This window comes from Zemynaea arenosa (assembly GCF_004614185.1).
In the GTDB taxonomy this organism is placed as follows: Bacteria; Pseudomonadota; Gammaproteobacteria; order Burkholderiales; family Burkholderiaceae_D; genus Telluria; species Telluria arenosa.
This window is the reverse complement of the sequence record NZ_SPVF01000028.1, coordinates 1-7,734: the sequence shown is the minus strand read 5'-3', so window position 1 is coordinate 7,734 and position 7,734 is coordinate 1. Positions and strand designations below refer to the sequence as shown.

The window sequence follows — 7,734 nt, the reverse complement described above, 5'->3', positions numbered from 1 at the left end:
GCGCCGCAATCTGGCGCGCGACGTGGCGGGCGGCCAGCAGTGCCCCGCCCAGCAGCAGCGCGATCAGCCCCGCCAGCAGTAGCGCGGCCTCGCGCGCCGGGGCGCGCAGCTCGGCCACCGGCACGCTCAGGATCACGGTCCAGTTGGACCACGGGGCGCGGCGGAAGAAGGCCCGCACCGGGATGCCATCAAGCGTGGTGCCGTCGTTGGTGCCGAAGGTCTCGGTGCGCATCCGGCTGCGCAGTGCGTCGGACGCCAGCTTGCCGACGTAGGATTCCTGGCCGGAGGAGCGGGCCACGACCCGGCCATCGCGGTCGACCACGGCGAGGCGCCAGGCGGCTGGGAAGCCCTGGGCCTTCAGCAAGCGGCCCAGCGAGGCTGCCGGCAGGCCGCGGTTCAGGTAATACGCGATCCGCCCCTCGCGGACCACGGGCACCTGCACCGCGAATTCCGGCTTGTGGGTCAGCTGGGAGGTGAACAGGTTGCTGACGATGACGGCGTCGGCCCTGGAGGCGAGGCGCAGGTCGCGCAGGGCGACGTTCACGGACGGCAGCGGCGCGCCGAGCGGGCGGCGCGTGTTGATCACCTGCTCGCCGTCGGGCCGCAGCAGCACCACGGTGGAATCGGGAGCGGCCGCCGCGTTCCGGGCCGAGACGTAGAAGGTGGCGAGATCGTTGCGCTGCAGGGAGGCGGTCCCGGACAGCACGCGCAGGGTCTCGGCATAACCGGCCAGCTCATTGTCCACCAGCTGCGCCACCGCCTGCGCCGACTGCGCGAGACTCTGCTCCGTGGCGCGGCTCTGGCGGTCGTACACGAACCACGCCGCCAATGCGGCGGCGGCCACGCCGAGCAGGCACGTGACGAGGACAAGTCTGAATAAACGGGATTGGACCGGCATGGCTTCCTTGCGAGACCCGGCGAGTATAGCCTAACCGTTATCGCAAGGAAGCACGACAGGCGCGTATTGACAGCGCCTTTCAATCCTTCTCACAGCGCGTCAGCGGTGCAGCTGCGCCAGGTCGCGCACGGCGCCGCGGTCGGCGGAGGTGGTCAGGGCCGCGTAGGCCTGCAGCGCCTGGGACACGTAGCGCTCGCGGTTCACCGGCTTCCACGCGCCGCGCCCGCGGTCTTCCATCTTCGCGCGCCGGTGCGCCAGCTCCTCGGCCGACACGCGCAGGTTGATGGTGCGCGCTGGGATATCGATGTCGATCATGTCGCCCTCTTCCACCAGCCCGATCGCGCCGCCCTCCGCCGCCTCCGGCGACGCGTGCCCGATCACGAGGCCCGACGAGCCGCCCGAGAAGCGCCCGTCCGTGAACAGCGCGCAGGCCTTGCCCAGCCCCTTGGACTTGATGTACGAGGTCGGGTACAGCATCTCCTGCATGCCCGGCCCGCCCTTCGGCCCTTCGTAGCGGATGATCACGACGTCGCCCGCCTGCACCGTGTCGCCGAGGATGGCCTCGACCGCCGCGTCCTGGGATTCGAACACGCGCGCCTTGCCGCTGAATTTCAGGATGCTCTCGTCCACGCCCGCGGTCTTCACGATGCAGCCCTTTTCGGCGATGTTCCCGTACAGGACCGCCAGCCCGCCGTCTTGCGAGTAGGCGTGCGCGCGGTCACGGATGCAGCCGGTGGTGCGGTCGATATCGTTGTCGGCGTAGCGTTCCGCTTGCGAGAACGCGACCTGGGTCGGCACCCCGCCCGGCGCGGCCCGGAACAGCTGGTGCACGGCCGGGTCGTCGCTGCGGCGGATGTCGTACTTCTCGATGGCCTCGGCCATGGTGCGGCTGTGGACCGTGGCCTGGGTGGTGTCCAGCAGCCCGGCGCGCGCCAGTTCGCCGAGGATGGAGACGATGCCGCCCGCGCGGTGCACGTCCTCGATGTGGTACTTGTCCGTCATCGGCGCGACCTTGCACAGGCAGGGCACCTGGCGCGAGATGCGGTCGATGTCCGCCATCGTGAACTCGACCTGCGCCTCGTGCGCGGCGGCCAGCAGGTGCAGCACGGTGTTGGTGGAGCCGCCCATGGAAACGTCCAGCGCCATCGCGTTCTCGAAAGCCGCCTTGGTGGCGATGCTGCGCGGGAGGATGGAGGCGTCGTCCTGTTCGTAGTAGCGCTTGGCCAGGTCGACGATCAAGCGGCCGGCGCGCAGAAACAGCTCCTTGCGGTCCGCGTGGGTGGCCACGATGGTGCCGTTACCGGGCAGGGACAGGCCGAGCGCCTCGGTCAAACAGTTCATCGAATTGGCGGTGAACATGCCGGAGCAGGAGCCGCAGGTCGGGCAGGCGGAGCGCTCGACTTCGGCCACGTCGGCGTCGGACACGGTCGCGTCGCCGGCCTTGATCATGGCGTCGATCAGATCGAGCTTGATGATTTTCTGGTCGTTGTTGACCACCTTGAGCACCTTGCCCGCTTCCATCGGCCCGCCGGACACGAAGACGGCAGGGATGTTGAGCCGCATGGCGGCCATCAGCATGCCTGGGGTGATCTTGTCGCAGTTGGAGATGCAGACCATGGCGTCCGCGCAGTGGGCGTTGACCATGTACTCCACCGAGTCCGCGATCAGGTCGCGCGAGGGCAGCGAATACAGCATGCCGCCGTGGCCCATGGCGATGCCGTCATCGACCGCGATGGTGTTGAATTCCTTGGCCACGCCACCGGAGGCCTCGATCTCGCGCGCCACCAGCTGGCCGAGGTCCTTGAGGTGCACGTGGCCGGGCACGAACTGGGTGAACGAATTGACCACCGCGATGATCGGCTTTTCGAAGTCGCCATCCTTCATGCCTGTGGCGCGCCACAGGGCGCGGGCCCCGGCCATGTTGCGGCCCTGGGTGGTAGTGCGGGAACGGTAGGTGGGCATGGCGGAACTCCTGAATGCAAAACGCTAGGGTGCCGTGGCGGTTGTGATTCGTCAAATATGCGATTTGCGGCCCTGTGATATGCCAGGGATATCACAGAAAAGCTGCGGCGAGCGTTCCATCATAGGCCATTCGGTGGAATCCTTCATCCAGTTTAAGGCTGGCGCACAGCAGCGGCAGTAGAGTCTCGGCCACACCAAGACTCACGACGCCTGCATGCCCTCCACGTCCCCGTTTGAACTGGTCTGCCCCGCCGGCAGCCTGCCCGCCTTGAAGGCCGCGATCGACCATGGCGCCGACTGCGTCTACCTCGGCTTCAAGGATGCGACCAACGCCCGCAACTTCGCGGGCCTGAACTTCAGCGAAGAGGCGATCGCGGAAGGCATCCGCTACGCGCACGACCGCAAGCGCAAGGTGTTCCTGGCCTTGAACACCTACCCGCAGCCCGGCAACTGGCAGTTGTGGCAGCGCGCCGTCGACCGCGCCGCCAGCAGCGGCATCGATGCGGTGATCCTGGCCGACACGGGGCTGATGGAGTACGCCGCCCGCACCCATCCCGAGCTGCGCCTGCACCTGTCGGTCCAGGGCTCGGCCACCAACTTCGAGGCCATCAACTTCTACCACCGCCACTTCGGCATCGCGCGCGCGGTGCTGCCGCGGGTACTCTCGCTCACGCAGGTGGAGCAGCTGGCCGGGCACACGCCGGTGGAGCTGGAGGTGTTCGGCTTCGGCAGCCTGTGCGTGATGGTGGAGGGCCGCTGCCAGCTGTCGTCCTACGCCACCGGCGACTCGCCCAACACCCACGGCGTGTGCTCGCCCGCGAAAGCCGTGCGCTGGGAACAGACGCCCAAGGGCCTGGAGTCGCGCCTGAACGAAGTGCTGATCGACCGCTACGCCGACGGCGAGCAGGCGGGCTACCCGACCCTGTGCAAGGGCCGCTTCGACGTCTGCGGCGACACCTACTACGCCATCGAAGAACCGACCTCGCTGAATACCCTGTCGATCCTGCCGCAGCTGATGGACCTGGGCGCGCGCGCCATCAAGATCGAAGGCCGCCAGCGCAGCCCCGCCTACGTGGCGCAGGTGACCAGGGTGTGGCGCGACGCCATCGACAGCTGCCTGGCCGCGCGCGAGCGCTACACCGTGCAGCCCGCGTGGATGGGTGCACTGGACAAGGTGGCGGAAGGCCAGCAGCACACGCTGGGCGCCTACAACCGTCCGTGGAAATGAAAGACACAATGAAGATCTCCCTCGGCCCCCTGCAGTACTACTGGCCGCGCGACCAGGTGTTCGCGTTCTACGAAGAGATGGCCGCCACACCGGTGGACATCGTCCATCTCGGCGAGGCAGTGTGCTCGCGCCGCCACGAGCTGCGCCTGGCCGACTGGCTCGCGGTGGCCGCGCAGCTGGAGCAGGCGGGCAAGCAGGTGGTGCTGTCCACGCAGGTGCTGATCGAATCCGGTTCGGACGTGGCGACCATGCGCAAGGTGGCGGGCAATGAGCGCTACCTGGTGGAAGCCAACGACATGGGCGCGGTCAACTGCATGGGCGGGCGCCCCTTCGTCGCCGGGCCACACCTCAACGTGTACAGCGCACCCTCGCTTGAGCTGCTGGCGCGCGCCGGAGCGGTGCGCTGGGTGATGCCACTCGAGATGTCCTCGGCGAGCCTGCAGGCGCTGCTCGCCGACACCCGCACCTGCCCCGAGACCGAGGTGTTCGCGTACGGCCGCATGCCGCTCGCGTTCTCGGCCCGCTGCTTCACCGCGCGCCACCGCAACCTGCCCAAGGACGACTGCCGCTTCAGCTGCATCGACTACCCGGACGGGCTGCTGATGGAAACGCAGGAGCGCCAGCCCTTCCTGGTCCTGAACGGCATCCAGACCCAGTCCGCACTGGTCTACAGCCTGGTGGAAGAGATGGATGCGCTGCGCGCGCTGGGCGTCGCCGCGGTACGCCTCAGCCCCCAAGCCAGCCACATGGCGGATGTAGTGCGCACCGTGCACGGCGTCCTGCATGGCAGCGTGACAGGCCGCGCAGCGCGCGACCGCCTCGCCCCACTGATGCCCGCCGGCGCCTGTAACGGCTACTGGCACGGCAAGCCGGGCCTCGAATACTGCGCCGCGTGAGCGGCCCATACGAAAGACAAGCATGCAAACCTCCCCTCCCCGCCGCCTGCCCGCCCCAATCGGGCGCGTGCTCGCGCTGCTGCCCGCGCAGCCCGGATCGTGGCTGTTCAGCGGTGCCTTGAACACCCTGCTGGCCAAGCACCTCGATGCGGACACGCGCGCCGCGCTGGCCGCGCGCCGCCTGCGCCTGCGCGTGGCCGATGCAGGCATCTGCTTCGACTTCCACTGGCGCGGGCACGCCTTCGCGGCCCTGCCGCCGGGGCAGGACGCGCACCTCTCGATCAGCGCGACCCTCAACGACCTGGCCCTGCTGGCCGCGCGCAAGGAAGACCCGGACACGCTGTTCTTCAGCCGCCGCCTGGTCATGGAAGGCGACACGGAGCTGGGCCTGCGCATCAAGAACCTGCTGGACGCACTGGATGTGCCGCCGTTCGACCCGGCGCAGCTGGCGCCCGGGCGCGTCTGGCAGCGCCTGCGGCCGCGCCCCGCCAAGTAAACATCAAGACACTCACCCGATGACACAAGGAGCCATCATGCAGCACGCACTTCAACTTTCGACCCCGCTCGCCTTCGACGACATCGAGCGCATCACCCGCGTGCTGTGCGCGCTGCCCGGTGTGCGCGGCATCGAGACCGCGCCGGGCAGCACGGAAGTCCAGGTCAGCTACGACGAAGACACGATTTCCGTGGCCGCCATCTCCGGCATGGCCGCCCGCGCGGGCTACGCGGAACGCGGCCGTGGCCATTCCAATGGCGGCTGCTGCGGCGGCTGCGGCGGCCACTGAGGTACGCCCCGGCGCAGGCCGGAACTTGTCATGCCGGGGGTTGAGCGGTAAGATTGCCGGTTCGAACAAAGGATGCCCTCCCGACGGCCGCTTGGAGCACGTTGGCAGCTTGGCATGACGTTCCGGCCATGACCATCACCCTACTCCACAGTGCGCCCTCCTCCGGCGCGCGCCACACTGTCCGCAGCGCGCACGCCCCCGCGACGCGCCGCGTCACATTCCTGCTGCTCGCCAGTGCGTGTCTCGCGCTGGCCGTGCTGGCCGCCGCGCCTGCCCGCGCCCTGGAGCGCATGGAGGCGTGGCCGGCCAAGCGCCCCACGCCCGCCCTCGGCCTGACCGACCTCACCGGCCACACCTGGCAGCTCGACGAGTTGCGCGGCAAGGTCGTGCTGCTGCATTTCTGGGCCACCTGGTGCGAGTCCTGCGTGGCCGAGCTGCCGCACCTGAATGCCCTGGCCGCGGAAGGCGCCAAGGACAGCACCGTGGTCCTGTCCGTGAACTACAAGGACGCCGCCGCCACCCTGGCCGAATTCACCGCCGCCCACCCCGCTCCCTACCCGGTCCTGCGCGACCGCGACGGCGAAGCCTTCAAGCGCTTTGGCGGCGTGGTGCTGCCGGCCACCATCCTGATCGACCGCAGCGGCCGTGCCCGCTGGCGCTTGAGCGGCCCGCTGGACGCGGCCGGCCCGGCCTTCACCACGGCGCTGGCCACACTGACGGCCGAAGCGGCCCCGCACTGATTTCCTTTCCTCCACCTGACGAGACAGCCATGAACAAGAACAATCCGAATCCGACCCGCCGCGCCCTGCTGCAAGCCGCTCCGGCCGCGCTGCTGGTCAGCACCTTCCCGAGCCTGGCCCTGGCGCGCGCCGCCGAAGAGCGCCGCTTCCAGCCCCAGCCGGGCGAGTGGAAGAGCTTCGACGTCATCACCCGCGTGGAGCTGAAGGCCACGGGCCCGTCCACCGTGTGGGTGCCGTTGCCGACCGTGGACACCGACTGGCAGCGCAGCGGGACCAGCAGCTGGAGCGGCAACCAGACCTCCGCGCGCATCGGCTCGGATGGCAAATATGGCGCCAAATTCGTGGTGGCCGAGTTTGACGGCAGCGTGCCGCCGGTGCTGGAAGTGGTCTCGCGCGTGCAGACGCGCGACCGCGCCGTGGACTGGACCAAGCCGGCCCACCGCCTGGCTGCGGAAGAGACGGCGCAGTGGCTGGCTCCCACCGACCTGCTGCCGACCGACGGCATCGTCAAAAAGACCGCGCTGCAGATCGTGGCGGGCGCGCGCACCGATGTGGAGAAGGTGCAGCGCATCTTCGACTGGATCGTGATCAATACCTTCCGCGAACCGAAGGTGCCGGGCTGCGGCGTGGGCGACATCAAGGCGATGCTCGAGACGGGCAACCTGGGCGGCAAGTGCGGCGACCTGAACGGCCTGTTCGTGGGCCTGTGCCGCGCAGCGGGCATTCCGGCGCGCGATGTGTACGGCATTCGCCTGGCGCCCTCGGCGTTCGGCTACAAGGAACTGGGCGGCAAGCCGGAATCGCTGCAGGGCGCGCAGCACTGCCGCGCCGAGGTGTATCTGAAAGGCCGCGGCTGGGTCGCGATGGACCCGGCGGACGTGTGCAAGGTGATGCGCCAGGAAACCGCCGAGTGGATCAAGGACCCGGACCACCCGATCGTGGTGCCGGTGCGTAAGGGCCTGTTCGGCGGCTGGGAAGGCAACTGGATGGGCTACAACTTCGCGCATGACGTGCGCCTGCCGGGCTATGTGGGCGGCAAACTGCCGTTCCTGATGTATCCTCAGGGCCAGACGGGCGGCGAAGCCCTCGATACGCTGAAACCGAATGACTTCAAATACACCATCAAGTCGCGCGCCATCTAAAGGCGCCGGCGCAGCAGGCCCCGCGCTGGCCGTTGCTCCCGGGCTGCCCGAGCCGGGGGCCGTGGGCCGCTCCGGTCCTGCCC

At 68.9% G+C, this 7,734-nt stretch carries 8 protein-coding genes; 6 read left to right on the top strand and 2 right to left on the bottom strand.

Features of this window, described 5'->3' with window-relative positions; translation table 11 throughout:
* Together E4L96_RS01905 and ilvD are read right to left on the bottom strand one after the other, a co-directional pair.
* The coding region (locus E4L96_RS01905; RefSeq protein WP_181017569.1) for a cache domain-containing protein at positions 1-898 on the bottom strand (898 nt) is incomplete at its 3' end.
* 99 nt (positions 899-997) lie between these two features.
* Positions 998-2,860: a dihydroxy-acid dehydratase gene (gene ilvD, locus E4L96_RS01900; protein ID WP_135205550.1), complete on the bottom strand. Its 1,863-nt coding sequence runs from the start codon at positions 2,858-2,860 to the stop codon at positions 998-1,000.
* A 214-nt stretch (positions 2,861-3,074) separates the two neighbouring features.
* On the opposite strand from ilvD, the gene ubiU reads away from it, so the two are divergent.
* From ubiU to E4L96_RS01870, 6 genes are all read left to right on the top strand, one after another.
* A complete protein-coding gene (gene ubiU / locus E4L96_RS01895) occupies positions 3,075-4,088 on the top strand; it encodes a ubiquinone anaerobic biosynthesis protein UbiU (protein ID WP_135205549.1) in 1,014 nt (337 codons plus the stop codon).
* 8 nt (positions 4,089-4,096) lie between these two features.
* Positions 4,097-4,984: a U32 family peptidase gene (locus E4L96_RS01890; RefSeq protein WP_135205548.1), complete on the top strand. Its 888-nt coding sequence runs from the start codon at positions 4,097-4,099 to the stop codon at positions 4,982-4,984.
* A gap of 22 nt (positions 4,985-5,006) precedes the next feature.
* Positions 5,007-5,480 carry a ubiquinone anaerobic biosynthesis accessory factor UbiT gene (gene ubiT, locus E4L96_RS01885; protein ID WP_135205547.1) on the top strand — a complete coding sequence of 158 codons (474 nt, stop codon included), beginning with the start codon at positions 5,007-5,009 and terminating at the stop codon, positions 5,478-5,480.
* 37 nt (positions 5,481-5,517) lie between these two features.
* Positions 5,518-5,769 carry a heavy-metal-associated domain-containing protein gene (locus E4L96_RS01880; RefSeq protein WP_135205546.1) on the top strand — a complete coding sequence of 84 codons (252 nt, stop codon included), beginning with the start codon at positions 5,518-5,520 and terminating at the stop codon, positions 5,767-5,769.
* 128 nt (positions 5,770-5,897) lie between these two features.
* Positions 5,898-6,509, top strand: a complete 612-nt coding sequence (locus tag E4L96_RS01875) for a TlpA family protein disulfide reductase (RefSeq protein WP_135205545.1) — start codon at positions 5,898-5,900, stop codon at positions 6,507-6,509.
* 29 nt (positions 6,510-6,538) lie between these two features.
* Positions 6,539-7,651: a transglutaminase-like domain-containing protein gene (locus E4L96_RS01870; protein WP_135205544.1), complete on the top strand. Its 1,113-nt coding sequence runs from the start codon at positions 6,539-6,541 to the stop codon at positions 7,649-7,651.
* Positions 7,652-7,734 lie beyond the last annotated feature (83 nt).

Excerpts from the sequence above, each read along its gene's own strand:
- E4L96_RS01875 (WP_135205545.1), top strand. The coding sequence starts at position 5,898 with ATGACCATCACCCTACTCCACAGTGCGCCCTCCTCCGGCGCGCGCCAC.
- E4L96_RS01870 (WP_135205544.1), top strand. The coding sequence starts at position 6,539 with ATGAACAAGAACAATCCGAATCCGACCCGCCGCGCCCTGCTGCAAGCC.
- E4L96_RS01890 (WP_135205548.1), top strand. The coding sequence starts at position 4,097 with ATGAAGATCTCCCTCGGCCCCCTGCAGTACTACTGGCCGCGCGACCAG.
- ubiU (WP_135205549.1), top strand. The coding sequence starts at position 3,075 with ATGCCCTCCACGTCCCCGTTTGAACTGGTCTGCCCCGCCGGCAGCCTG.
- E4L96_RS01880 (WP_135205546.1), top strand. The coding sequence starts at position 5,518 with ATGCAGCACGCACTTCAACTTTCGACCCCGCTCGCCTTCGACGACATC.
- ilvD (WP_135205550.1), bottom strand. The coding sequence starts at position 2,860 with ATGCCCACCTACCGTTCCCGCACTACCACCCAGGGCCGCAACATGGCC.
- ubiT (WP_135205547.1), top strand. The coding sequence starts at position 5,007 with ATGCAAACCTCCCCTCCCCGCCGCCTGCCCGCCCCAATCGGGCGCGTG.